The organism is Telluria sp. ZB2R32 (genome assembly GCF_059685715.1).
In genome coordinates this window covers 84,329-110,044 of the sequence record NZ_JCASIG010000010.1, presented here as the reverse complement: position 1 = coordinate 110,044, position 25,716 = coordinate 84,329, and the positions used below count along the sequence as shown (strand labels likewise).

The 25,716-nt window shown below is 66.2% G+C and carries 19 protein-coding genes; 10 read left to right on the top strand and 9 right to left on the bottom strand.

Features of this window, described 5'->3' with window-relative positions:
- Positions 1–12: 12 nt before the first annotated feature.
- From AC56LG_RS23380 to AC56LG_RS23370, 3 genes are read left to right on the top strand one after another with little or no spacing between them, the layout of a single operon-like run.
- Positions 13–756: an ABC transporter ATP-binding protein gene (locus tag AC56LG_RS23380; protein ID WP_497168431.1), complete on the top strand. Its 744-nt coding sequence runs from the start codon at positions 13–15 to the stop codon at positions 754–756.
- Complete coding sequence (locus tag AC56LG_RS23375) at positions 753–2,189, top strand: DUF3526 domain-containing protein (RefSeq protein WP_497168430.1); 1,437 nt, start codon at positions 753–755, stop codon at positions 2,187–2,189. The genes AC56LG_RS23380 and AC56LG_RS23375 overlap by 4 nt, the downstream gene beginning before the upstream one ends.
- Positions 2,189–3,541: a DUF3526 domain-containing protein gene (locus tag AC56LG_RS23370; protein ID WP_497168429.1), complete on the top strand. Its 1,353-nt coding sequence runs from the start codon at positions 2,189–2,191 to the stop codon at positions 3,539–3,541. Before AC56LG_RS23375 ends, AC56LG_RS23370 begins: the two co-directional genes overlap by 1 nt.
- 201 nt (positions 3,542–3,742) lie before the next feature.
- Here AC56LG_RS23370 and AC56LG_RS23365 read toward each other — a convergent pair whose 3' ends face one another.
- On the bottom strand, positions 3,743–6,157 hold the full coding sequence (locus AC56LG_RS23365; protein ID WP_497168428.1) for a TonB-dependent receptor plug domain-containing protein: 2,415 nt from the start codon (positions 6,155–6,157) through the stop codon (positions 3,743–3,745).
- Between the two features lie 362 nt (positions 6,158–6,519).
- Between AC56LG_RS23365 and AC56LG_RS23360 the strand changes: the two genes are divergently transcribed.
- A complete protein-coding gene (locus tag AC56LG_RS23360) occupies positions 6,520–7,713 on the top strand; it encodes an RNA ligase RtcB family protein (RefSeq protein ID WP_497168427.1) in 1,194 nt (397 codons plus the stop codon).
- The gene (gene prfH / locus AC56LG_RS23355; RefSeq protein WP_497168426.1) at positions 7,713–8,336 is read left to right on the top strand and encodes a peptide chain release factor H; all 624 of its coding nucleotides are present in this window, start codon (positions 7,713–7,715) and stop codon (positions 8,334–8,336) included. The genes AC56LG_RS23360 and prfH overlap by 1 nt, the downstream gene beginning before the upstream one ends.
- Positions 8,337–8,347: 11 nt before the next feature.
- On the opposite strand, the gene AC56LG_RS23350 is transcribed toward prfH, so the two are convergent.
- The 4 genes from AC56LG_RS23350 to AC56LG_RS23335 form a co-directional block, all read right to left on the bottom strand.
- Positions 8,348–8,956, bottom strand: a complete 609-nt coding sequence (locus AC56LG_RS23350; protein ID WP_497168425.1) for a PH domain-containing protein — start codon at positions 8,954–8,956, stop codon at positions 8,348–8,350.
- Positions 8,957–8,999: 43 nt separating this feature from the next.
- On the bottom strand, positions 9,000–9,599 hold the full coding sequence (locus AC56LG_RS23345) for a hypothetical protein (protein ID WP_497168424.1): 600 nt from the start codon (positions 9,597–9,599) through the stop codon (positions 9,000–9,002).
- A 24-nt stretch (positions 9,600–9,623) separates the two neighbouring features.
- Entirely contained in the window at positions 9,624–11,453 is a 1,830-nt protein-coding gene (locus tag AC56LG_RS23340) for an acyl-CoA dehydrogenase (RefSeq protein ID WP_497168423.1), read from the bottom strand.
- A gap of 65 nt (positions 11,454–11,518) precedes the next feature.
- On the bottom strand, positions 11,519–12,484 hold the full coding sequence (locus AC56LG_RS23335; protein ID WP_497168422.1) for a hypothetical protein: 966 nt from the start codon (positions 12,482–12,484) through the stop codon (positions 11,519–11,521).
- A gap of 225 nt (positions 12,485–12,709) precedes the next feature.
- Here AC56LG_RS23335 and zwf point away from each other — a divergent pair, with 225 nt between their 5' ends.
- The gene (gene zwf, locus AC56LG_RS23330) at positions 12,710–14,185 is read left to right on the top strand and encodes a glucose-6-phosphate dehydrogenase (RefSeq protein WP_497168421.1); all 1,476 of its coding nucleotides are present in this window, start codon (positions 12,710–12,712) and stop codon (positions 14,183–14,185) included.
- An 11-nt stretch (positions 14,186–14,196) separates the two neighbouring features.
- Here the strand turns inward: zwf and AC56LG_RS23325 are convergent, their stop codons facing one another.
- The gene (locus AC56LG_RS23325; protein ID WP_497168420.1) at positions 14,197–14,769 is read right to left on the bottom strand and encodes a hypothetical protein; all 573 of its coding nucleotides are present in this window, start codon (positions 14,767–14,769) and stop codon (positions 14,197–14,199) included.
- A gap of 336 nt (positions 14,770–15,105) precedes the next feature.
- Here AC56LG_RS23325 and AC56LG_RS23320 point away from each other — a divergent pair, with 336 nt between their 5' ends.
- From AC56LG_RS23320 to AC56LG_RS23305, 4 genes are all read left to right on the top strand, one after another.
- Positions 15,106–18,138 (top strand): reprolysin-like metallopeptidase, encoded by a 3,033-nt coding sequence (locus AC56LG_RS23320; RefSeq protein WP_497168419.1) that lies wholly within the window; start codon positions 15,106–15,108, stop codon positions 18,136–18,138.
- A 94-nt stretch (positions 18,139–18,232) separates the two neighbouring features.
- Entirely contained in the window at positions 18,233–18,835 is a 603-nt protein-coding gene (locus tag AC56LG_RS23315; protein WP_497168418.1) for a cohesin domain-containing protein, read from the top strand.
- 270 nt (positions 18,836–19,105) lie between these two features.
- Positions 19,106–20,695 (top strand): malate dehydrogenase (quinone), encoded by a 1,590-nt coding sequence (gene mqo, locus AC56LG_RS23310; protein ID WP_497168417.1) that lies wholly within the window; start codon positions 19,106–19,108, stop codon positions 20,693–20,695.
- A gap of 226 nt (positions 20,696–20,921) precedes the next feature.
- Positions 20,922–21,617 carry a trimeric intracellular cation channel family protein gene (locus AC56LG_RS23305; RefSeq protein WP_497168416.1) on the top strand — a complete coding sequence of 232 codons (696 nt, stop codon included), beginning with the start codon at positions 20,922–20,924 and terminating at the stop codon, positions 21,615–21,617.
- Here the strand turns inward: AC56LG_RS23305 and AC56LG_RS23300 are convergent.
- The 3 genes from AC56LG_RS23300 to AC56LG_RS23290 form a co-directional block, all read right to left on the bottom strand.
- Entirely contained in the window at positions 21,614–22,510 is an 897-nt protein-coding gene (locus AC56LG_RS23300) for a cupin-like domain-containing protein (RefSeq protein ID WP_497168415.1), read from the bottom strand. The genes AC56LG_RS23305 and AC56LG_RS23300 overlap by 4 nt on opposite strands.
- Positions 22,511–22,768: 258 nt before the next feature.
- The gene (lldD, locus tag AC56LG_RS23295) at positions 22,769–23,902 is read right to left on the bottom strand and encodes an FMN-dependent L-lactate dehydrogenase LldD (protein WP_497168414.1); all 1,134 of its coding nucleotides are present in this window, start codon (positions 23,900–23,902) and stop codon (positions 22,769–22,771) included.
- Positions 23,903–24,129: 227 nt separating this feature from the next.
- Positions 24,130–25,446 (bottom strand): MFS transporter, encoded by a 1,317-nt coding sequence (locus tag AC56LG_RS23290; protein ID WP_497168413.1) that lies wholly within the window; start codon positions 25,444–25,446, stop codon positions 24,130–24,132.
- Positions 25,447–25,716: the final 270 nt, after the last annotated feature.

Genomic DNA, 25,716 nt, shown 5'->3' with positions numbered 1-25,716 from the left:
GAAAGGACGAACATGCATTCCTCTACCCTTGCGCTCGAAGCGAGCGGCGTCTCGGTTGCCTATCACGGCAATCCGGTCCTGCTCGACCTGAGCCTGCAGGTGCGCCGCGGCGAGATCTATGCCCTCCTCGGCGGGAACGGCGCCGGCAAATCGACGACCCTGAACACCTTCCTCGGCTTTACCCGGCCGGATGCGGGAACCGTGCGTGTCTGCGGTATCGACGTCGGCGCCGACCTGCTGGCGGCGCGCGCCCAGCTGGCCTATGTACCCGAAAACGTGGCGCTGTACGAACACCTGGATGCGCGCGAGAACATCGAGTACTTCCTGCGCCTGGCCGGCAGCGCCTGGACCGATCGCCAGATCGCCGACGCCCTGCGCGCAGTACGACTCGACGAAGGCGCCTGGACACGCCGCCTGGGAGGCTACTCGAAAGGCATGCGCCAGAAAGTGGCGATCGCGCTGGCGGTGGCGCGGGCAGTGCCGGTCCTGCTGCTCGACGAGCCCACCAGCGGCCTGGATCCGCAGGCGACGGCCGAATTCAACGTCCTGCTGCAAAACCTGCGCGCCCAGGGCGCCGCGATCTTCATGGTGACCCACGACCTGCTCGGCGCGGCTGAAGTCGCCGACCGCATCGGCTTCCTCGACCACGGCCGCATCACCCACCATTTCAGCGCGAGCGGCGAAGAACGTTTCGACGTGCGCGAGCTGTACCGCCGGTACGCCGGCGCCCACGAAGCCGCAGGGGTAGCCGCATGAGCGGGCGCTTCACCGCCACCGTGACGGCCGTCGTCGGGACCGAATGGCGCGCCCTGCTGCGCAACCAGGTGGCGGTTGCGGCCGCCGCCCTGATGCTGGCCCTGACGCTCGCTGCGATCCTCGTCAGCCACGAGCGCGTGCGCGCCGTGAACGCCGAGCGCGCGCAGTTCCAGGCCAGCGCCGACGCGCAGTGGCATGACCAGCCTGACCGCCATCCGCACCGCGTCGTCCACTACGGCCACTACGTGTTCCGCCCACTCAGTCCGCTGGCCTTCTTCGACTTCGGCGTCGATCCCTTCACCGGCCACACCCTGTTCCTCGAAGGGCACCGCCAGAACAGCGCCAATTTCAGCGACGCCGGTCAATCCTCGGTGCTGCTGCGCTTCGGCCAGCTGACACCCGCTTTCGTGCTCCAGGTGCTCACTCCGCTGTTGATCGTGTTCCTGGCATTCGGCAGCGTCGCGCGCGAACGCGAACGCGGACAGCTGCGCCTGCAGCTTACACAAGGCGTCAAGGGCGGCACCCTGCTGGCCGGCAAACTGGCGGCGCATGCCGCCATCGCCATGCTGGTGGCGGCGCCCGCATTCGTCGCCCTGGCGGCGATCGCGGCGCTGCATGGCGCGGTCGCGGCCGAAGCGCTGACGATCCTGGCCGCCTATGCGCTCTACCTGCTGCTGTGGGCGGCGGGCGCGGTACTGGTGTCGGCGATGCTGCCGCGTGCCCGCGACGCCCTGCTGGTGCTGGTGGGCGCCTGGATCGTCACCACCATCCTGCTGCCGCGCATCATGCCGGACGTGGCCATGGGCGGCACTGCGCGTCCCACCAGAATCGAGACGGAAGTGGCGATCCACACGCGTCTGAAGGCGCTGGGCGACAGCCATAATCCGGAGGATCCCTACTTCAACCGCTTCAAGCAACGCGTCCTGGCGCAGTACGGCGTGAGCCGCATCGAAGACCTGCCGGTCAATTATGGCGGTTTGGTGATGCAGGAAGGCGAGCGCCTGACCAGCGAGCTGTTCGACGAATTCATGCGCGCCGACTACGCGCGCCAGAGCGCCGAGAGTGCGGTCGTCCAGCGCGCCGCGCTAGCCAGCCCCGTGATCGCGCTGCGCCGCCTGTCGACCGCGCTCGCCGGCACCAACCTCGACAGCCACACCCGCTTCCTGTTCGAAGGCGAAAAATACCGCTATGCGTTCGTGCAGTCGCTCAACCGCCTGCACGCGACGGAAGTCAAATACGACAACGACCGCGAACAGCGCGTCGACCGCGCTCACTGGGACGAGACCCCGCGCTTCGGTTATGCGCCCGAGCCTTTCGGTGCGGTGGCGGCGCACCACGCGTGGCCTGCGTTTGCCCTGCTGTGCGGCTGGCTGCTGGCGCTGTGCGCCGCCGCCGCCGTCATCGCCCGACGATTGGAAAGGACTGGAAAATAATGAAGACCCTGATGTTCGAGCTGCGCCTCGTGCTGCAGTCGCGCCTTGCACTCGGTGCGCTTGGCTTGCTGCTGGCGCTGTCGGCGCTGGCAGCATGGAGCGGCCTCCAGGCCGTCGCCGCCCAGCGTGAAGCCCTGGCCCGGGTCGAGGCCAGCCATCGCGCCGAAATCCAGGCCATGGGCAGGCAATACGCCAGCGGCGCCGATCCCGGTTCGGTGGCTTACTACACGCCGCACCTGACGGTCAATCCGCCCGCGCCGCTCGCATTTGCGGCGATCGGCCAGCGCGACCTGCAGCCCGCGGCATTGCGCGTGCGCCTGCTGGGCCTGCATTCGCAGTTGTACGAGTCCGAAACCATCAATCCGGAGCTGGCCATGGCGGGCCGCTTCGATTTTTCGTTCCTGCTCGTGTACCTGGCGCCGCTGTTCGTCATCGCCCTGATGCACGACCTCGTAACGGGCGAACGCGAAGCCGGCCGCCTGCGGCTCCTGTCTTCGCTCCCCGGCCGCACCATCGGCCTGTGGCGGCGGCGCATCGGTCTGCGTTACCTGCTGGTGTGGCTGGCGCTGATCCTGCCGTTTGCCGCCGGCGTCGCAGCGGCAGGCGCCGGCGTGCTCGCTTTCGGCCAGGTCGCGCTGGTTGCGTCGCTTTACCTGATGTTCTGGTTCGGCCTGGCCGCCTGGGTCGGGGGCCGGGCACTGACCTCGAGCAGCAGCGCCGCGGTGCTGCTGGCCTGCCTGGTCGGACTGACCATGATCCTGCCGACCGCGATCGACGCCGCGATCACCCGCAGCCTTCCCGTGTCGAAAGGCGTCGAGCTGTCGCTGGCCCAGCGCCAGGCGGTGCATGGCGCCTGGGACATGCCCAGGGCGGACACCCTCGAGAAGTTTTTCCGAACCCACCCCGAATGGAAGGACACGCCGCCCGTGACCGGCCGCTTCCACTGGAAATGGTATTACGCGATGCACCAGGTAGGCGACGAAGCTGTGGCCGGACAGGTCGCGCAGTACCGCGCCAGCATGCTCGCGCGCGAAGACTGGACCGCGCGCGCGGGCCTCCTGCTGGCCCCGGTCAGCGTGCAGGTGCTGCTGCATCGCCTGGCCGACACCGACCTGCGGGCGCAGCTGGCCTATCAGGAACGCATTGGCGGCTTCCACACCGCCCTGCGCCGTTTCTTTTACCCCTACTTCTTCAACGAGCAGAAGTTCGGCAAGGAAGATTTCGCCCGCATGCCGGCGTATGTGCCGGCCGCGACAGCCGGCCACCTGCCCGCAGCCTCGCTTGCCGCCCTCGCGCTGCTGGCCATCGCGGCGGCCATGCTCGGCCTGCGCCAGCTGGCGCGGCTGCGCTGATACGTGCTCGAACACCATTGACCTGCCAGGGCTGGTCCAGGCGCATGCCGATCGGGAATACCACGAAATCCCCGTCGATCGTCGCCGTCAGGCGCTCATGGTGAACCATGCTATGTCTCCGTGAACGAGCAGTTCAAAAGGCGGCTTGACTGCAATGTAAAGCATCGACGCTGAACTGCTCACGCAAACCAGCCGTGGCCTTTACCAGGAGTAGCCGGCCTTCAGGTAGAAGTAGCGGCCGTTGAACCCGTTCGGCGCCCACACGCTGTACGGCTGGGTGCCGTTCACGTTCAAGTTGGCGAGCGAGGTCACTTGCGCCGGATAGCGGTTGGTGACGTTGTCGATGCCGGCGCTCAGGCGCCAGCGGTCTCCGACGCGCACGCTGGCGGCCAGGTCGAGCACCCATTGCGGATCGTAAGTCTGGTCCAGCGCCGCATCGTTCTGGGGCACGGTGAACTTGCCGTAGCGGGTCACCGCGGCGCGGGCGTTCCAGGCGCCCTGCGTCAGGTCGCCGCTCAGGCTCAGCTTGTCCTTCGGCGAACCGACGGTCAGGCGGTTGACGCTCTGGCGGTCCACCAGCAACAGGTTTTGCGCCGCCAGCACCGCCGGCGTGTCGGCCACGTGCTTCACTTCGTTGTCGTTGTGGTTGTAGGCCAGCGTCAGGTCGGCGCGCGTGCCCGGGCGTAGGCTCAGGCGGTAAGTGCTGACGATGTCCACGCCCTTGGTGCGGGTGTCGACCGCGTTGGTGAAATAGCGCGCGGCGCCGACGTACACGCCTTGCGCGGCCAAAGCACTCCCCAGCGCCGGGGCGTTCGCCAGTTGCAGGTTCGACGAGAAGACGATGCGGTCGTCGATGTCGATGCGGTACAGGTCGACGGTCGTGGTCCAGTTGCGCGTCGGCTGCCACTGCGCGCCGATGCTCAGGTTGCGCGCCTTTTCCGCTTCGAGCGGACGGGCGCCGAGCGCCCTGGCGGCGGCGCTGCCGACCGGGAAGGTGCCGGTTTCGACCAGGGCGCTGGCGCCGTTCACGAGCAGCGAGTTGGTGGTCGTGATGGTGTAGAACGATTGCGCCAGCGACGGTGCGCGGAAGCCATTCGACGCCGTGCCGCGCAGCGCGAAGCTTGGGGTGAACGCGTAGCGGGCCGAGGCCTTGGCCGAGTTGGTGGTGCCGAAATCGCTGTAGCGTTCGTGGCGCAGCGCGAGCGCGCCCGACAGCTCCTGCGTGATCTCGCCTTCCAGGTTCAGGTACAGCGACTTGTTGTTGCGGCCGTTCTCCCCGGCGTTCTCGCTGCGGAAGCCCGAATAGCCCTGGGCGCCGGAACCGAAGTACGAATTAGCTTCGCCCGCGCCGATCTCATACGATTCGAAGCGCGCTTCGGCGCCAAGCGCCACCGTAAGCGGACCGCTCATGAACGATACCGGGATCTCGCGCGCGACATCCAGGTTGGCCAGGCTTTGCGTCGAGGTCAGTTCGCCCGCATGTAAACGGGTCGGGCTGGTGCTGCCCAGGCTGTAGTTGACCGTATCGGCGACGTCCAGCGAAAAGCGGTTGCGGCCATGGTTCAGGCTCGCGTCCCAGCGCCAGCCGGCCAGGTCGCCGCGCAGGCCGGTGACGATCGACGCATCCACCGATTTACTGTCGAGCAGCGGCTGGAAGCCTTCCGGATACAGGGGCGAGCGCAGCGTCGCGCGGGTGTTGTCGGTATAGGCGGTGCGGAAGGTCGCCGCCGACGAGGTCTTGCGTTCGCCGTAGTTGGCGAAGGCGTACCAGTCGATCGCATCGTTGACGCGCACCTGGCTGTTGACGAACAGCGCGCGCGGGCGGCTGTCCGGATCGCCGTAGCGCTGGGTCACGGTGCCCTGGCGCGCACCGGCCGAAGGACGCGGATCGGCGAACGACCGGTTGGTCGCATTGCGGTCGGCCGCCTCAATCGCCACGCGCACCCAGCCGTCGTTGCCGAGATCGAAACCGCTCGATGCGCGCACGGTGGCCTGCTCGCCGTCGCCCTTGTCATATTGGCCGTAGACGACTTTGGCTTCGCCGCCCTTCGCACCCTTTTTCAGGATGATGTTGACCACGCCGGCGATCGCATCCGAGCCATACTGCGCCGCGGCGCCGTCGCGCAGCACTTCGATGTGGTCGATGGCGGCCAGCGGGATCGCATTCAGGTCGACCGGGGCCGAGCCGCGGCCGAGCGTGCCGTTGACGTTGACGACGCTCGAGGCGTGGCGGCGCTTGCCGTTCACCAGCACCAGGGTCTGGTCGGGCGACAGGCCGCGCAGCTGCGCCGGACGCACGGCGTCGCTGGCATCGGCGCCGCTCGGGCGCGGGAAGTTCATCGACGGCAGCAGGCGCGACAGCACGGTGGCCAGTTCGCCGGAACCGGTGCTCAACAACTCCTTGCTGCCGATGACGTCGACCGGCGACTCCGAATCGAGGGTGCGGCGGTTGAGCGAACGGGTGCCGGTGACGACGACGGTCTGCGGCTGTTCGGCGGCGGCGCCTTCTTGTGGCTGCGCCTGCTGGGCGAGCGCAACTGGCGGCGCCAGCGCGGCGATCAAGCCGAGAATGAGGACGGCGCGGGCCGGATCGGCGTGGGTGTGTTTGCAGCTCATGGGTTTTTCCTGTTGTTCTTGCTTGGGTGGCGGCGGCGCTACGGCTGCCGGGGGGGGCGCAAGCTTAACAGGGGCTGCGTTGCGATACCAATACCGAATACGACTATGCTTATGCGCGGCCGTCAGCAGTTTTTGTCGTTACTCAGCAACAACGCTATCGCGCGTCTTGCCCAGTTTTTACTTGTCGAATACTATTGCCCTTCTTTCAACCGACCCTACAGGAGGCACCCATGCGTTACCCAAAAAGCCCAGCAGCCTCCAATCTCTGGGTCGGTGTCGTCGCGTAGGCATTTAACAACCAACAACCAGCCTCGCTGCGTCCCGCTCCCGGAATTCCAAAAAAAAATGAATACGGGAATTAAATGGGAAATTTTATTTCTCCGGTCGCCAATCGCGCGACCCTCGTTGCCGCCCCACGCCTGTGGATCGAGGGTGCGGCGATCCAGCAATTAGCAAAAACGGTTCAACTGCCGGGCATGGTCCGTGCTGTCGGCATGCCCGACCTTCACCCGGGCCGCGGCTACCCAATCGGCGCGACCTTCTTCACCCAAGGATGCTTCTACCCTGCACTCGTGGGCGGCGACATCGGCTGCGGGGTCTCCGTATGGACGACGGACCTGGCGGCCGCGAAAGTCAGGCTCGACAAGCTCGACCGGCTCATCGGCAATATCGACAGCGCGCTCGACGGCCACGAACTCGCACGCGTGGCCGCCGCCTTCCCGGAAGTCGAGACCAGGATGGCGCAGGTCGAACTGACGCTGGCGAACGCCGGACTGGATGTGGGCTTCATGCGCACCCTGGGCACCCAGGGTTCCGGCAATCATTTCTGCGAGTTGCAACGCTTGGAACGGATCATCGGCGCCACCGATGAAGCGCCGGATTTACTCGACCGGAAACGCCTGAACCTGGTCGTGCACAGCGGCTCGCGGGGCCTGGGCTCGGCGATCCTGCGCGAACACGTCGACCGCTTCGGGCACCAGGGCCTCGACGAAGCGACGCCGCAGGCCGTGGACTACCGGCGGCGCCACGATGCCGCAGTCGGGTTTGCCGAACTGAATCGTTGGCTGATCGCGGTGCGCATCCTGGTCCGCCTGGGTGCGCAGGGCATGGTGCGCCTGGATGTGAACCACAATACCGTCACCCGCGCGCGCTTCGACGATATCGATGGCTGGGTGCATCGCAAGGGGGCGACGCCGATGGCCAGCGAACTGGTCCTGATCCCCGGCTCGCGCGACCACCTGAGCTTCCTGGTCAAGCCGCTGGACGCTGCGGTGCAGGCAAGCCTCGGCTCGCTTGCACATGGCGCCGGACGCAAGTGGATGCGCTCCGACTGCAAGGCCCGCCTTGGCCGCAGCATCGACGGCCGCGACGTCTCGAAAGGCGTCCTGGGAAGCAGGATCATCTGCAACGACAAGGCGCTGGCCTATGAGGAAGCCGGCGCTGCCTACAAGCCGATCGATACCGTGATCGATAGCCTGGTCGGTGCCGGCCTGGTCGACGTGGTGGCGACGTTCCGGCCGGTCCTGACCTACAAGACGCGTGGGGAGTGCTGCTGATGACAACCTTGATCCAGATCTCCGCCAACACTGGTCCGGCCGAATGTTGCCTGGGTGTCGCCAAGCTGCTCGCGCACCTGGAAGCAAAGGCCGGCGCCGGCAAGCTCGGCATCACATTGGTCGAGGAGGTACGGGCCGGGGGGAACGGCCTGTTGCAGTCGGTCCTGCTGGCGCTCGAAGGCGACGATGAGGCTTGCCGGCGCTTCGCCGCGCCGTATGCCGGCACGATCCTGTGGGTTTGTCCGAGTCCCCTGCGCCCGCAGCACCGGCGCAGGAACTGGTATCTGGACGTGACGCTGTTCGCCGAACCGCCACGCGATTTCGGTAGTGGAATCAGGCTGGAGACCATGCGCTCTTCCGGACCCGGCGGCCAGCATGCCAACAAAACCGAAACCGCCGTGCGCGCAACGCATGTCGCCACGGGCCTGTCGGTAAAGGTCGGCGGATCGCGCAGCCAGAGTGCGAACAAGGCGGCCGCGCTTGCCCTGCTCGGTGCGAAGGTACAGGACCACATCGACCGCGCAAGCGATGCCGACAGGGCTCAGCGCCGGCTGCGGCACTGCGCGAGGGCGAACGGCGCCGTGGCCAAACGCTTTGTCGGCAACGACTTCAGGGAAGCTTGATCAGCGCGACATCAGTTGTGAATATACTTCGCAAACACGTCGCTGAAATCGCGCTTGGTATGCGTCTCGAACATCGCCTTGTTCAAACCCGCGAGCAATTCCTCGAACTGGCTGGTCAGGCTGCCCGTGCCCGGTGCAATGTTCAGCTTGTGCACCGAAGCCGTCGCATCGAGCGTGCGCAGCGCGTTTTCGCGCGATACCGCATCGCGCTGCTGCTGCTTGCCGATCGTGATCAGGGCTTTATAGATGTCCTTCAGCTGTTCGATGAAGGTCTTCTTGACGTCGATCGAAAACGCCGTGCCGTCGAGCTTGAACTTGAGTTCGATGTCCATGTCGAGCGTGCCGGCGGTTTCGATGCTGACGCCCGACACCTGGTAGGACGCATAATCGTAGCGCTTGATGGTGCGTTTCGAAGAAACGGCGGAGTCGCCGTCGACGTGGATCAGGGCGAGGTTGGTGAAGCAGTATTCGTCTTTCTTGCTCTTGATGAGGAAGAAGATCTGTTCGCCGTCTTCGCTGAACAGGTAATCGTCGGCGTCGACCTTGCTGTAGTCGGCAGGGCCGACGATGATGCCGATATCGCTGATGCCCAGTGCTTCCGCCGCCAGTTTCTTGAACATGATCGCCTCAGGTAGTGAAAGCGATCACATTACCACTGTTTATTCACGATGTGGCCGCCTCGAATGCCGCTCGCGCCGCCAGGTAACGACGGAGCGCCGTTTCGGGATCGAGCCCGGCCATCACCAGGTTGACGACTTCGCGCTTGTCGCCCGAGGCGATGCCCTTGCAGGCCTCGCGGTGCGCGCTGAACCAGGCATACCAGGACACTTCGGCGGGACGTTCCTTGCGCGGCTTGAAGCGTACCGGGACGGTCGCCTGCGTCGTTCGCACATAGGCACGCAACTGCTCGGCCAACTGCGCTTGCGCCGCCGTCCAGTCGTAGGCGGCGACGGCGGCGAGGTTGCCCTCGGCAGCCGGCCGCAGCGTGGCCGGATGCACGGCCAGCACGGCCAGGTCCGGGCAGCCATGCGCCGTGCAGAACTGGGTCACGAAGCGCAGCTTCAGCGCGATGCCCAGCACCTCGGCGCGCGCCATGGCCGCGTCGTGCGGGTCGAGGAAGCGGCCCAGTTCCAGCAGTTCGGCATAGGCGATCGGCACCGCGCCGTTCTTCTTCACGTGGTGCAGCAGCGCCTCGACCAGGCGCGCGCCGATCTCGATATCGTTCAGGGTGAGTTGGGTCGTGGGGTCGAAAGGGTCTGCCATTAGCTATCCATCAAATCAAAAATCTCAGAACCAGGCGTCCTGCATGTCGAGCGTGGTGGTGTCGACAGTGGCCAGCAGGTCCAACTGCTGCGCCGCCTTCGGCAACTCCCAGTGGAAGAAGTAGCGGCAGGCCTGCAGCTTGCCGCGATAGAAGTCATCTTCGCCTTTCGTCGCCACCATGGCCTGCTCCAGCCACATCCACGCGATCACCACGTGTCCCACTGCTTCCAGGTAGAGGCTGGCGTTGGCCAGGGTCTTGTTCATGTCGCCGGCGCCGTAGAGCGTGGCGGTGACGGCGCCGATGCGCTGCCACAGCGCGTCCAGCTGGCCGGCATGGGCGTGCAGGTCGGCGTCCTCGGTTGCGCGCGCTTTGGCGATGCTGGCGCCCACCTCCTCGCTCACCGCCTTGAACAGCGCGCCCTGCCCGATCGACACCTTGCGGCCCAGCAGGTCGAGCCCGTGGATGCCGTGCGTGCCTTCGTGGATCGGATTGAGGCGGTTGTCACGGTAAAACTGCTCGACATTGTATTCGCGCGTGTAACCGTAGCCGCCGTGGACCTGGATGGCGAGACTGTTCGCTTCCGTACACCACTGCGATGGCCAGGACTTGGCGATCGGCGTGAGGAAATCGAGCAGCATGCCGGCGCGGCTTTGCGCCTCGGGCGAATCTCCGGTGCGCTGTTCGTCGACCAGGCGCGCGCAATACAGGATCAGGGACAAGGCGCCTTCGGTGTACGCCTTTTGCGCCAGCAGCATGCGGCGCACGTCGGTGTGCTCGATGATGGCGACCTGCGGTTTGGCCGGGTCCTTTTCGGCCGGATGGCGCCCCTGCGGGCGGTTGCGCGCGTAGTCGAGCGCGTGCAGGTAGCCGGTCACGCCAAGGACGGTGGCGCCCAGGCCGACGCCGATGCGCGCCTCGTTCATCATGTGGAACATGTTGGCCAGGCCCTTGTGCGGTTCGCCGACCAGGTAGCCGATGGCGCCGGCCTTCCCTGCCGGCTTGAACTTGCCTTCGCCGAAATTGAGCAGGCAGTTGGTGGTGCCGCGGTTGCCCATCTTGTGATTCAGGCCCGCCAACGCGATGTCGTTGCGCGCGCCGATGGCGCCGTCTTCACCGACCAGGTACTTCGGCACGATGAACAGCGAAATACCCTTTACGCCCGGGATCAGCTTGCCGTCGGGACCGGGAATCTTGGCCAGCACCAGGTGCACGATGTTTTCGGCCAGTTCGTGTTCGCCGGCCGAGATCCACATCTTGTTGCCGGTGAGGCGGTACTGGCGCTCGCCCTCGGGGCCGGCGACCGGGTCCGGCTCGGCACGGGTGGTGATGTCGGACAGGCTGGAACCGGCCTGCGGTTCCGACAGGCACATGGTGCCGAAATAGCGCCCCGCCAGCTGCGGCCGCACGAAGCGCTCGACCTGGCGCGGCGTGGCGGTTTTCAGCAACGTGTTGGCGTTGCCCATCGTGAGGAAGGTATAGGCCGAGGTGGCGACGTTGGCGGCCGTGAAGTACGCGGCGATCGCGCGGTCGACCACATAGGGCAGCTGCATGCCTTCGTAGTCGTAGTCCTGGCCGGCCGCCATGAAGCCGGCCGCGCAGAACGCGTCCAGTGCGGTCTTGACCTCCGGGATGATCGTCACCCGCGCGCCATCGAAGTGCGGCTCGTTGGCGTCGCTCTTCTTGTTATGCGTCGCGAACAGGTCGGTCGCGATCTGCTCGGCCGTGTCCAGCGCCGCATTGAAGGTTTCGCGGCTATGGTCCTGGTAGCGATCGCGTGCCACCAGCGATTCGACGTTCAACCATTCGTAGAGCAGGAAGTCGATGTCGCGGCGGTTCAGGATGGTGGATTGCATGGTGTCCCTTGATGAGGTCAGTCGGCTCGACCAAGGATAACGCATGCGTCATTGCAAACCAAGCATCACATTTTGGCTAGCACTGGGCCGGGCTGGCGTTCGGCTTCCGTTTGACCGAACCAGCGACGTAACAGCGCGTCCGGGTCCGGCAGTGGCACGCGCAGGAATTCAACGACGGGTTGCTCCCAGTAGCACTCCACATCTGATGCACCGGCCGCCATCGCGCCGACCACCTCGGGCGGCAGCGGTATATTTTCCACGGCCTTTTGTTCACAATGCGAAATCGTGATGAACGACTCCGGTCCCGCACAGACAAACAGGGTCACGCGCGTGTGGCTTCCAACTGCGTCTTTCGCGCGCGGCACCAGCATGGACGCAAAGCGGCCCGGTTCGGCTTCGAGCAGCCGCTGCGCCGCCTCGGGGTCCGCGAACGGCTCAAAGTCGGCCTCCACCTCGATTTCCTTCGCCCACTCGTTACTTACCTCGCAGAACGGCGTCCCCGCCCGGTTGCGTCCCGATAGCAGCGGCGGCACGACATGAACGCAGAACTCGACGAGCCAACACAAGACCAGGCCGCATTGCGTGAACACCGACTTGTCGATCAAGGGAATCGTATAAGCCCAGTCGAACATCGCGACCGGACGCAGGCACAGGCGTGCGATGAATTCAAGCGCCGAGAAACCGAGTCCATCGCCGCTGGCGCGTATTCCCTCCATCACGATATAGGCAGCCCACTGTACGTACCAGGCCAACAGGCCAAGGACGGCGCCGGCGCGTCCCATCCAGGCCGGGTTACGGATCTTGCCGGCAGTTGCGGCACGGTGCGCGAACACATACATCGATATGCCGACGCCCAGCAGCGCGACGAGGGTCAGGAGAGGCCCCGCGTCGGCCCCCACGGCTGGCCGGGCATACGCCATCAGCCAGGCGTACACCAGGGCCGAGCCAACGACGGCCAGCCCGGCCATGCCGAGTGAATGGAGTCCCGCGCGCGGGACGCGGCCTGACGGGTGGTAGGTCGATGCTGTCATGGGTATCCGATCGAATGAAAGAGACGCCTGCCCGCCTCGACCGCCCACTCTAACGTCACTGCACCATCAGAAAATTACGGTATCGCAACTTAAACGATCCGTGCAGCGTATCCCGCTCATGGCACCACGCCCATCGCTCCTTGCGATCTAGGCTATAGTATTCGGCACGACCACCCGTCGGCGCCCTGCCCGCAGGACGCCGGCACGACTTTTTGAGCCACGAACATGACACAACCGACCGCGCCCACCGCGCCCAACAGCGCCCTCCCCCTCGACATGACCATCTTCGGCGGCATGGGCGACCTGGCCATGCGCAAGCTGCTGCCGGCGCTGTACATGGCTTACCTGCACGGCAACCTGCCGTCCTCGACCCGCATCCTGTCGACCGGCCGCCAGCACATCGGGCGCGACGCCTACCTGGCCCACGTGGAAGCGCATTCGCGCAACTTCATCGCCGCCGAGAACTTCAACGACAAGACCTGGGACGGCTTCCTGCAGCTGCTGCAGTATGTCGAGCTCGACGTGCAGGCCGCGCCCGACTTCTCGGCATTGGCCGAGGCCTCGCGTCCGGACGCCGAGCGCGTGTTCTACCTGTCGACTGCGCCCGCCCTGTTCACCACTATCTGCGACAAGCTGGCTGCCTCCGGCCTGGTCGACGCCAACGCGCGCGTGGTGCTGGAAAAGCCGCTGGGCACCGACCTCGCCTCGGCGATCGAGATCAACGAAGCCGTCGGCAAGCACTTCGCCGAGTCGCAGATCTACCGCATCGACCATTATCTCGGCAAGGAAACCGTGCAGAACCTGATGGTGCTGCGCTTCGGGAATTCGATCCTGGAACCGATCTGGCGCGCGCCGAACATCTCGAGCGTGCAGATCACGGTGGCCGAGGAAGTCGGCGTCGGCAGCCGCGCCGGCTTCTACGACAGCACCGGCGCCATGCGCGACATGGTCCAGAACCACCTGTTGCAGCTGCTGTGCATCGTGGCAATGGAGCCGCCGACCTCGCTCTCGCCGGACGCCGTGCGCGACGAAAAACTGAAGGTGCTGCGCTCGCTGCGCCGCTTTGGCCTGGCCGACATCGCGCGCGACACGGTGCGCGGGCAGTACGGCCATGGCGTGTCCGGCAACCAGGAAGTCGACGGTTACCTGGAAGAGCGCAACGTCCCGCCCGACTCCGGTACCGAGACCTTCGTCGCGCTGCGCGCCCACATCGATACCTGGCGTTGGTCGAAAGTGCCGTTCTACCTGCGCACCGGCAAGCGCATGGCGCGCCGCTCCTCGAAGATCGTCATCGAATTCGCCAATCCGCCGTTCCCGCTGTTCCCCGGGGCGCAGGGCGGCGTCGCCAACCGCCTGGTGATCGAGCTGCAGCCGGAAGAAGCGATCAAGCTGCAGATCATGGCCAAGGAGCCGGGCAGCGGCATGCACATGCAGCAGGTCGCGCTCAACCTCGACTTGCAATCGGCCTTCCAGCAGCGCCGCGCCGAAGCCTACGAGCGCCTGCTGATCGACGTCGTGCGCGGGCGCCTGACCCACTTCATGCGCCGCGACGAACTGGAAGCCGCATGGGCCTGGGCCGATCCGATCATCGACGGCTGGGGCACGCTGGGCGAAAAGCCGCATGCCTACGCCGCCGGCTCCTGGGGCCCGCCTGAATCGTTCGCGCTGCTGGCGCGCGACGGGTTCAGCTGGGTCGAATAAAGCCGGACCGTCTACACCATGCTCGTGACGTGCGCATCGCGCCGCGCCGTCCAGCCCAGCTGCCGGGCGATCGCGCGCCGATAAGGCGTGTCGATGTGCGCCGGCGTGCGGCGCACGTATTCCTCGGCCTGCGCGCGCTGTTCCGGCGCCAGGCCATCGAGCCGGGCCACGATCTCGCCGGCCGTCGCCAGGCGGCCTTCGCGGCCGTCGAACTTGGCCGGCACGGCGGTCCATACCGCCGCATCGATGCCGCGTTCGCGCATCCAGGCGCGCACGCGCGCATCTTCCAGCGCCCCTTCCCTTGACGGAATGCTGCCGATCCAGTCCGGCCGCGCGGCCGTGATCTTTTCGCGCGCGCCCAGCATGGCGCGGGCGGCCTCGATGCTGTCGGCCGCCAGGTACGCCCAATAGGTCGGCATGAGCGGCGCGGCCTCGCACAGCACCAGGGCCACTTCGGCACTGTCGTCGCTGTCGCGCGCGAATTCGAGCGGCAGGCGCGGCCCGCCCGGATGCCAGCCCGACGCCAGCTTCAACGGACCCGGCTTCCACAGCAGCGAACCCCAGGCGATACAAACGATATTCATGGTGACGACCTCGACTGTAAAAGGGACAGTCTAGTGTGCATCAGGAACACGCCGTGCACGCTTGCCGGACCACGCTTTGTCCACCGTTTTTCCTGCACCGGGACGGTGCGGCCGCCCCGTTCCCGACCACAAAGCGCACCGTCACCGACAATTTGTCTACACGAATTACAAAAAGAAATAATTTGCTTGCGCTAAATATAATTTCAGCAATATTATCGGGACAGCGACGTTGCATGGATTGCATCGGAGCCGCAGCCTCCCACGGGGCGCATCGCCAAACAGGAAAGAAAAGCACAACAACGCACCACATCCCAAATAGTCGCGAAAGGACATTGCATGAGCAAGAAAGCCTCACACCTGCCCGTCAACGGCAGGCTGCAACAGATGCGCACTTCCCCCCGCAAGCCAAGCTTGCTGGCCCTCTGCATTGTCCTCGCCTTCTCGGCCGGAGCGCCTCTCGCGCAAGCGGCCGTGGCCGATGTGCCGGGCGCGTCGGTCCAGCGCGCCGCGTCTTTCTGGCAAGACGCGGCCGCACCCGCCGAAGCCGCGACCAACAAGGCGATGATGGGTACCCAGAACGCCACCGCCGGCAAGGTCCCCGCCCTGCAACTCAAGCGCGTGCGCGCCGCCACTCTGGACATGGGCGGCATGCAGGCGCTGGCCGCCGGCGCCCCGAGCGAGAGCGTCCAGCGCGCCATCGCCAGCCCGCTGACGATCTCGCTGCCGCATCCGGACGGCGGCTACCAGCGCTTCACGCTGGTCGAGTCGTCGATCATGGAACCGGGCCTGGCCGCCAAGCATCCCGACATCAAGACCTACCGCGGCCAGGGCATCGACGACCCCAACGCCACGCTGCGCATGGACATCACCCCGCTCGGCCTGCACGCCTCGGTGCGCTCGCCGAACGGCGGCTACTATGTCGATCCGTACTACCGCAACGACACCAGCGTCTACGTCAGCTACACCCGCGCCGACCTGATCAACACGCGCGGCCCGCTGATCGAAGGCGACCTGCATGAAGCGCAACTGAGCCTGTCGCGCTCGTTCTACAAGGAAGGCGACACGGTCGAGGTGCGTGGCGCCGGCTTCGCGCCGGGCGCCCGCGTCAGCGTGAGCGTGCGCGGCCAGGAAGACGCGGTCGTCGTGGCCAACGCCAGCGCCACCGCCGACAAGAACGGCGCGATCACCGTCAAGCTGCCGGCAGGCGCGGCGCGCATTGGCGCCTACGAACTGGTCGCCACGGCCGGCGCCCAGACCACCTCGGCGCCGTTCCAGGTGATGGACGCCACCATGTCGGCCGATGTGGCGGTCGGCGGCGCCCTGCGCACCTACCGCCTGGCGCTGGTCACCGACCCGAGCTATGCCAACTACTTCGGCGCGGCCAACGTTACCGCGGCCAAGACCACGCTGATCAACCGCGTCACGCAGATCTACGAAGACGAAACCGCGATCCGCCTGGTGCTGATCGAAGGCAACGATGCGCTGAACCTGAACACCCAGGCCGAGATGACCGGCGCCAACGGTCCTTGCGGCGGCGCCGCCTGCTTCACCCCGACCCAGGCATCGACCTGCGGCAGCTCCACGCTGCAACGCAACCGCATCGTCGCCGGCCTGCTGGTGGGCGCCAGCAACTTCGACGTCGGCCACATCGCCCTCGGCGTGGACGGCGGCGGCATTGCCAGCCTGGGCGTCGTCGGCGGCAGCGCCAAGGCGCAGGGTTGCACCGGCCTGCCGCAGCCGACCGGCGACTTCTTCGCCGTCGACTACGTCGCGCACGAACTGGGCCACCAGTTCGCCGGCAATCACACCTTCAATGGCGTGAACGGCAGCTGCGCCGGCGGCAACCGCAATCCGGGCACCTCGGTCGAACCGGGCAGCGGCTCGTCGATCATGGCCTACGCCGGCATCTGCAGCACCGACAACCTGCAGAACCACAGCGATCCGTACTGGTCGCAGCGCAGCTTCGACGAGATCGTCGCCCTCACCTCGAGCGCCGAGTCGACCCTGAGCGAAATCCAGATGGCCGCGCTGACCAACTTCACCGCCAACGGCCAGCAGTTCCGCATCCGCTTCAACGGCGGCCTGTCGGCGCCGATCGTGCGCGGCACCAACTTCACCGCAGCCGGCATCCAGGCCGCGATCCAGGGCATCGCCGGCTTCCCGGCGGGCGGTGTCGTGAGCGTCACTTCGGTACTCGATACCGGGTTCCAGGTGAGCTTCGGCGGCACCCTCGCGGGCACCAACGTGGCCAACCTGCAGCTGGAAAGCTGCACCGGCGGCTGCAGCGGCTACTTCGGCGAAATCACCGCCGGCGGCCTGACCAACCGCCGCGGCGCCGTCTCGGATCTCGCCAATACGCCGCCGGTCGTGAACGTCCCGAGCACCTACACGATCCCGGTGCGCACGCCATTCGCCCTGACCGGCAGCGCGACCGACGCCGACAGTGACGCGCTCACCTACATGTGGGAGCAGAACGACCGCGGCGCCGCCAGCGGCACGGCCCTGACCAGCAACGTCAAGACCAACGGCCCGCTGTTCCGCCAGTTCGGCACCCGCGCCATCGTCTCGAATGCGGCAGCGCTCGAGTACAACTCGCCGGGCCAGAACCAGGTGACGCCGAATCCGACCCGCGTGTTCCCGGACATGGCGCAGATCCTGGCCAACAACACCAACGCCGAGACCGGCGCCTGCCCGGCAGCGTCGACGCCGCTCACCGCCGACCAGATCGAGTGCTACTCGGAGTTCCTGCCGACCCCGGCCTACGTCGGCTTCAGCGGCGTGAATGCTTCGCCGGCGTCCCTGAACTTCAAGATGACGGCGCGTGACGGCCGCGGCGGCGTCAACAGCGCCACCACGACCCTGGTGCTGGCACAAGGCGCAGGTCCATTCCTGGTGACCTCGCAGAACACGGCGGCGACCGTGGAAGCGGGCACCAACCAGACCGTGACCTGGAGCGTGGCCAACACCAACGCGGCGCCGGTCAATACCGCCAACGTGCGCATCACGATGTCGAGCGATGGCGGCCAGACCTTCCCGTACGTGCTGGCCGCATCGGTCCCGAACAACGGCAGCGCCAGCGTCCGCCTGCCGTCGCTCGCCACCCAGGCTGCGCGCATCAAGGTCGAAGCCATCGGCAACGTCTTCTTCGACGTCTCGAACGCCAACTTCACCACCGTCGTGCGCGGCGATGCGAACGGCGACGGCACCCTCGATTGCGCCGACCTGGCAGTGGTCAAGGCTTCGCTCGGCAAGCGCGTCGGCCAGCCAGGCTTCGATCCACGCGCCGACCTCACCGGCGACGGCGTGGTCGACCTGCGCGACGTCGTCTTCGTGACCCAGCGCCTGCCGAAAGATTCGGCCTGCAACTGACAGGGCGCCCTCGCGGGCACTAGTGAAACCCGGCCGGCCGGATCTTCATCCGGCCGGCATTCGAACCGAACATCCGATTTTCAAGGAATAACAGATGACCAAGTGGAAAAACCTCCTGGCTGCCGCCCTGCTGGCCGCCACCTCGCAAGCCTGGGCCGTGCCGACCCTGTCCGCCAGCACCACCCCTAACCCGACCACGCCGGGTTCGTCCGTCAACGTCGACGTGCGCATCAACGATATCGTCGACCTGTATGCCTACCAGTTCACGCTGAACTACAACGCCAGCCTGCTGCAGGCCACCGGCGTCACCGAAGGCGGCTTCCTGGGCAGCGGCGGCTCGACTGACTGGTATGTCAGCGATTTCGACAATACGACGGGCACCATTTCGCTGATCCTCGGCAGCCTGTATGGCGACAGCGCCGGCGTATCGGGCAGCGGCAGCCTGGCCAGCATCATGTTCCAGACCACCGGCACCGGCAACGCGTCGGTCTCGTTCTCGGACCTGCTCTTCCTCGACAGCGCCCTCGGCGACATCGGCGTGACCGCCACCTCGCTGCAGATCGGTATCGAAACGCCGACCGGCCCGGTCGATCCGACCGACCCGGGCGAAGTGCCGGAACCAGCCAGCCTGGCGCTGTTCGCGATCGGCCTGGCCGGCGCATCCGCCCTGCGCCGCCGTTCGCAGGCACGCGCCTGATGGCCGAGGCGGGCTGACACACAGCCCGCCGTAGTATCCGACAGGGCCGCCGCGCCCTGTCGTCATCTCTGCAGCATCCCTCCCCCCAAGCATGTCACCCATTCCCCGCACTCGCCCGCCGGTCTCAGCCGCGTGTTTTAAGGCAATACTACATCCCTGAAAGATTCAGTAGTAAAATATAGGGATGTAACCGGATTACACCGTTATCCAGCCGCGTCTTCCAGTTTTTCAGTGCCTTTGTAATACCAGTCCAAGATTCGGAAATATCCCATGCGTAAATTGCTACCTGTTGTACTCTCCTGTTCGCTCGTCGCCGCCTGCGACAAGGCGCCGCCCGCATCGAACGACAAGCCGGTCGACGTGGTCCTGGTCGGCGCCGGCGTGATGAGCGCCACCCTCGGCACCATGCTCACCGAACTGCAGCCCGACCTGAAGGTCGAGATGTTCGAGCGCCTCGATTCGGTCGCTGCCGAAAGTTCCGACGCGATGAACAATGCCGGCACCGGCCACTCGGCGTTCATGGAGTTGAACTACACGCCCGACCTGCCGGACGGCAGCATCGAGACCAAAAAGGCGGTCGACATCAACGAACAGTTCGAAGTGTCGAAACAGTTCTGGGCCTACCAGGTCAAGCAGGGCTACATTCCCGACGCGCGCACCTTCATCAACAACGTGCCGCACATGAGCTTTGTCTGGGGCGACGACAACATCAACTTCCTGCGCAAGCGCTACGCCGCCCTGCAGCAGGAAAACCTGTTCAAGGGCATGCTCTACAGCGAAGACCATGCGCAGATCGCCAAGTGGGCGCCGCTGGTCATGAACGGCCGCGACCGGAACCAGAAAGTCGCCGCGACGCGCATGGACATCGGTACCGACGTCAACTACGGCACCCTGACCCGCACCATGGTCAGGAACCTGACCGAGAACAAGCACATGGGCCTGCACCTGCGCAATGAGGTGCGCGACATCAAGCGCGGCGCCGACGGCATCTGGAACGTCACCGTCAAGGACCTCGCCAGCGACAAGCTCTCGACCGTGCGCGCGAAGTTCGTGTTCGTCGGCGCCGGCGGCGGCGCGCTGCCGTTGCTCGAGAAATCGGGCATCCCGGAAGCCAAGGGCTTCGGCGGCGTGCCGGTCGGCGGCCAGTTCCTGGTGACGAACAATCCCGAACTGGTCAACCAGCACCATGCCAAGGTCTACGGCAAGGCATCGGTCGGTTCGCCGCCGATGTCGGTGCCGCACCTCGACACCCGCATCATCGACGGCAAGAAGACCCTGCTGTTCGGCCCGTTCGCGACCTTCTCGACCAAGTTCCTGAAAAACGGTTCGTGGATCGACCTGCCGGCCTCGATGGGTAGCGGTAATGTACGTCCGATGCTGCAGGCGGGTTACGACAACATCCCGCTGACCAAGTACCTGGTCGAGCAGGTGATGCTGAACCCGGAAGACCGTTTGGCGACGCTGAAGGAATACCTGCCGAACGCCAAGCTGGAAGACTGGACCCTGGCCACCGCCGGCCAGCGCGTGCAGATCGTCAAGGATTCGCCGAAGGGCGGCCTGCTGCAGTTCGGTACCGAAGTCGTCGGCGCCGCCGACGGCAGCATCGTCGCCCTGCTGGGCGCCTCGCCGGGCGCCTCGACCGCCGCGCCGATCATGCTCAAGGTGCTCAAGCAATCGTCGTTCAAGGGCCAGCTGGAGACCCCGGCCTGGCAGGCGAAGATGAAGGAAATGATCCCTTCGTACGGCCTGAAGCTCAACAACGATCCGGCGCTGGCCAACCGTGTGCGCCGCGCCAGCAGCGAAGCGCTGGGATTGAAGGCGATCACGCTGGACGAGCCGGCGGTCGTAGCGCAGCAATAAGACGTAGGATGGGCTCTCGAGCCCACGCGGTCGTCCCTTCGCGTTTCGACATGCGTGCGTTGTACCGCGTGGGCACAAGTGCCCACCCTGCAAAACCGGTACCGCGCATGCATGTCGAGAAACCAGGCCCCTGTTCGCAGGGGCTTTTTTTATGCGCTTCTCAACCCCTGTACAGACGCGCTATCATGGCGGGTTCCGCCGCAATCCCACAGCAAAGGTAGTCACAGTGTTCGATGTTCTCTCGCTCGACATGGGCGCCGCCATGAAGACCCTCGTGCTCACGCTCGACCTGGTCGGCACCTTCGTCTTCGCCCTGTCCGGCGCCACTGCCGGCGCGCGCCGCCGCCTCGACATCTTCGGGGTGCTGGTGCTCTCCTTTGTCGCGGCCAATTCGGGCGGCATCGTGCGCGACCTCCTGATCGGCGCCGCGCCGCCGGCCGCGATCAGCGACTGGCGCTACCTGGCCGTCTCGCTGCTGGCCGGCGTCGTCATCTTCTTCTGGTATCCGCTCATCAACCGCCTGCGCTCGCCGGTGCTGTTCTTCGACGCCGTCGGCCTGGCGCTGTTCTGCGTGGCCGGCGCGCAAAAGGCGCTGGTCTACGGGTTGGAACCGATGATGGCGGCCCTGCTCGGCATGCTGACGGGGATCGGCGGCGGCATCGCGCGCGACGTGCTGCTGTCGAACGTGCCGGCCGTGTTCCGGTCCGACATCTACGCCGTGGCCGCGCTCGCGGGCGCCGCCGTGGTGGTGGTCGGCGACGCGCTGCAGCTGCCGACGACCGCCACCGCGGTGGCCGGCGCGGCGCTGTGCTTCGCCCTGCGCATGCTGGCGGTGAAATACGACTGGCACCTGCCGCATGCGCGGGTGCCGGAACAGGCGAGCAGCCAGCGCGAAGTCGACGAGCGCGACGATAACCGCTAGACCAGCACCGCCGGCATGGTGCGCGACCAGCGGTTCGACGACAGCGAAAAACTCAGCGAGCGCACCTGGTGATACCACCCGGCCGGCACGTACAGCAGGTCGCCCGGTTCGACCACGAGTTCCAGCAGCGCCGCCTGGCGCGCCAGCGGGAACCGCTCGTAGTCCGGCGCTTCCGGATCGAAGGGCGAGCCGAACAGCAGCGCATTCGCTTCCACCGGATACAGGAATGCGTCGTGGTGCGGCGGCGCCAGGAAGATCCGTTTCGATCCCCACAGCTGCACGAAGATGTTGTCGTCGTAATCGGCATGCAGCGGCGTGACCGTGCCGGCCGGTCCCAGCCAGAAGCGCGGCGGGCCGGGCTTGTCGAACCAGGCGGGCCAGTGGCAGAAGCGGTTCAGTTCGCGCAGTTCGAGGTTGCCGAGGTAGGGCGGCAGGCCGGCGGCGTCGCGCGCCGCCAGGTCCAGGTATTCCAGCATCGACATGTCCTGCATCGCGCGGTCGGCCGCGAAGGCCGTGCCGACATAGTCGCCGACGCGGGCGCGCACGGGAATCGTGCTGAACCGCTCGCGCAGGGTCTGCGGAGTGAGGCTTGCCAGCGGCCAGTGTGCGGCCAGGCCCGGCACCAGGAATGGCAGGCCCTCGGCGGCCCGTGCGCGGAAGGCCGCGGCGTCGAGTTTACCGAGGCGCGGCACCTGCGCAATGTGCGGCAGCGTGCGCGCCACTTCCTTGATCGCGGCGCGCATGGCGTCGATCGAGGTCACGCCGCGCATGTCGGCATCGCGCCGTTCGCGCGCTTCCTTGCGTGCCCTGGCGGCCTCGGGCGAGAGGCGCGGCGGCAGGCGCCGTTGTGGCGACTGCCCTTCTGCGGATGAGGCTTGGGTCTTCACCATCATGAAACGGCTCCCGTCCGACTTTCCATCGCTCCCATCGCTTTCCTTGCTCACTCACACGTTCAACAGAATCACACGCTATTGTACGCGGCGCGTCTGCGGTCTCTTCACTGGCGTGCCGCAGCGCTGTAGACCAGGGTTTTCTTCCTGTTCGTCTCTTCTTGTTGGTTAGTTACCTATTTTGGTGGAACGCCGAAGCGATTTTCTGCGTGCGCACCGCGGTGGCGGTACGCGCCCTTCTTCAGTACAAGCGCAACGCCGTCAATCGGCCAGCAGGTGCGGCCCGATCTCGCGCACCGACTTCACGCCGGTCAGCACCATGTTCGTGCGCAGGTCCTTTTCCATGATGGCGAGCAGGCGTTCGACCCCGGCCTGGCCGCCGCTGGCCAGCGCATAGATATACGCGCGCCCGAGCAGGACACCGTCGGCGCCGAGCGCCAGCATGCGGAACACGTCGGTCCCGGTGCGCACGCCGCCATCGGCGAAGATCGTCAGCTCCCCCTTCACTGCCGCGGCGATCGCCGGCAGCACGCGGGCCGAGGACAAGGTGCCGTCGAGCTGGCGCCCGCCGTGGTTGGAGACGACGATGCCGTCGGCGCCAAAGGCGAGCGCGTCGCGCGCATCGTCCGGATCGAGGATGCCCTTCAAAATCAGCTTGCCCTTCCATTCGTCGCGGATCCATTGCAGGTCTTGCCAGGCGATGTCCGGGTCGAAGTTGGCGCCGAGCCAGCCGATGTAGTCGGTCAGCCCGGTGGCGTGGCCGCGGTAGGCGGTGATGTTGCCGAGGTCGTGCGGGCGCCCGTGCACGCCGACGTCCCAGGCCCAGCGCGGATGCAGCATGGCCTGCAGCACGCGCCGCAGCGGGCCGTTGTCGCCGCTCATGCCGCTGTGGGCATCGCGGTAGCGGTTGCCCGGCACCGGCATGTCGACCGTGAAGACGAGCGTGCGCGCACCCAGTTCCCAGGCGCGCCGCATCACGTCGCGCATGAAGGCGCGGTCCTTCAGCACGTACAGCTGGAACCAGATCGGCCTCGACGCCTGCGCCGCCACCTCGGCCAGCGAACACACGGACACGGTCGACTGGACGAAGGGAATGGCGCGCGCGCAGGCCGCGCGCACCGCCTGCACCTCGCCGCGACGCGCATACATGCCGGCCAGTCCGATCGGCGCCAGCGCGACCGGCAGTGCATATTGCTCGCCGAAGTAATCGACGCCGAGTTCGAGCTGCTCGGAACCGCGCAGCACGCGCTGGCGCAACCGGACTGCCTGCAAGTCGTCGACGTTGCTGCGCAGGGTCTGCTCGGCGCCGGCGCCGCCGTCAAGGTAGTGGAACAGGAACGGCGGCAGCTTGCGCCGCGCGGCTTCGCGGAAATCGGTTGCGGACGAAATGATCATGGCGGTAAGCGAATCGGATGAGGCTTCAGCTTACGGTAACACGTGACCGTCTGGCAACAAAAATCCGGCTATCGTAGTACGGCGGATGCACACTGATGACGTTCGCAAACGACGGGTGAACACGCATTGCGGCTTATGTCCAGGGGCGCGTCGTATCAATGGGTGATCCGCGCGGGCACAAGTGCCTTTCGTGGCCCGGCCCACCCTACGGTGCTCGACGGTTCACCTTATTCCAGCGCCCGGTTGCGCGACTCGACGTCGACGCAGGCGATCGCCAGCGCGCCCACGGCCAGGAATGCGGCCAGCATCGCCAGCGACAGCGTGAAACGGGTCGCCATCACCGGCGCCACGATGGTCGGCGCGAACAGGCCGCCGAAGCGCGCCACGGCGCCGGCCATGCCCATGCCGCTGGCACGCAGTTCGGTCGGATACACCTCGGGCGTAAACGCGTACAGCGCGCCCCAGGTGCCGAGCAGCGCAAAACTCATCAGCAAGGTCGAGCCGACCACCACCGCCGTGGCGCTGCCCAGGCTGTAGAACATGCAGCCGGCGGCGCTCAGCAACAGGAAGCCGATCAGCGTCGGCTTCCTGCCCCAGCGCTCGACGCCATAGGCCGACAGGGCGAAGCCGGGCAGCTGCACCACGGCCAGCAGGATCAGGAATTCCTGGCCGCGCATGAAGCCGAAGCCCTCCCCGCTCAGCTTCACCGGCAGGTAGACGAAGATGCCGTAATAGGCGATCGAGATCAGCGCCCAGGCCGCACCCAGGGCCAGGCTGCGCCGCCGCAGCGTGCCGGAAAACAGCGCGCCGAGCGAGCGCTTGAGCGGGATCTCGGGCTTGAGCGCAGGGATCGTCACGTGGCGGCGATTGGTCGCGGCGACGCGCGCCAGCACCGCGCGCGCCGCTTCCGGCTTGCCGCTGCGGTTGAGGTACATCGGCGACTCCGGCACGAACAGGCGCAGCACCACGCCGACCAGCGCCGGCAGGCCGGTGACGAAAAAGATCACGCGCCAGGCGTCGTCGCCCCAGCCGAGGGCCACCAAGGCCAGCACCGCCAGCAGGATGGTGCCGACCGCCCAGAACGATTCGAGCAGTACCAGCCAGCGCCCGCGCCGGTCGCTGGGCAGGAATTCGGCCATCATCGTGTAGTCCACCGGCAGCGTGCCGCCGACGCCGATGCCGGTCAGGAAGCGCAGCACCAGCAGCCAGGTGAAGTCCGGCGCGAAGGCGGAGGCGACGCCGAAGCAGGCGTCGATCACGACCGCCATCATCAGCACCGGGCGCCGCCCGATGCGGTCGGCCAGCCGGCCGAAGACGAAGGCGCCGACCAGCATGCCGATGAAGAACAGCGTCCCGGTCTGCAGCGCCTCGGGCACGGGGATGCCGAAAGTCCTGGCGATCGAAGGCGCGCTGAAGCCGATCGAGAGCACCTGCATGGCGTCGGCCATCCACACCAGGCCGAAGATCGCGAACAGGCGGTACTGGAACCTGCCGACGCCTGCGGTTTGTATGCCCTGCTCTACCGTGATCGGCGATGTCGACATCCTGTGTTCTTTCTGATTAAGTTTTTTTGATGGTTTGGTGGGTTCGTTAAGCGTAGCTTCATCGGTGCATACCTGGAACCGGGCGTTGCACTGATTGTGCATAAAAACTTGGCTGAGAACAGTGTAATAGGAAACAGAGAGACAACGAAAATGCTGGGAACGCAGGTATTTTCATGCACTGTGTTGACAGGCGGAGGTGCGGATGCGCGAACGGTGAACCGCGTGGGCTCGAGAGCCCACCCTACGGTGCACTACGTTCTCGGGCTACGG